The sequence below is a fragment of the Faecalibacterium sp. DFI.5.82 genome, from assembly GCF_029076575.1.
Lineage (GTDB): Bacteria > Bacillota > Clostridia > Oscillospirales > Ruminococcaceae > Faecalibacterium > Faecalibacterium duncaniae.
This window is the reverse complement of record NZ_JARFIS010000179.1, coordinates 1-349: the sequence shown is the minus strand read 5'-3', so window position 1 is coordinate 349 and position 349 is coordinate 1. Positions and strand designations below refer to the sequence as shown.

Sequence of the window (349 nt, the reverse complement as noted above, 5' to 3'; positions counted from 1 at the left end):
GGACACCAGCATCCCGAGGAACAGCAGGGCGATCAGCCAGGGCAGGCGCTTTTTCACACTCTGGAACACACCCTCGTACAGGTCCACCTCGCTGGTCAAGCCGCCGAGGTTTTCGTAATCAACGCCCATCACGTCGTCCACCAGCTCGACCACATCCGCCGAGGTGATGATGCCCAGCAGCGTCCCGCTGTCGTTCAGGACAGGGAGCGAGCGCTCGGCGTAGTCCACGATGCGGTCGATGCAGTCGCTGATCTTCTCGTGGTCGGTGACGTAGGGGTAGGAGCGGGCGATCAGCTTTTGCAGGCGCTCCTCCGCACGGGCCACGATGAGGTCTTTCAGGTCGATGGCA

General features: G+C 62.5%; 1 protein-coding gene. It reads right to left on the bottom strand.

Annotation, left to right across the window (positions count from 1 at the left end; translation table 11 throughout):
* Window positions 1-349 (bottom strand): CBS domain-containing protein (locus P0G09_RS16145; protein WP_275253169.1); only part of this gene is annotated, 349 nt, incomplete at both ends.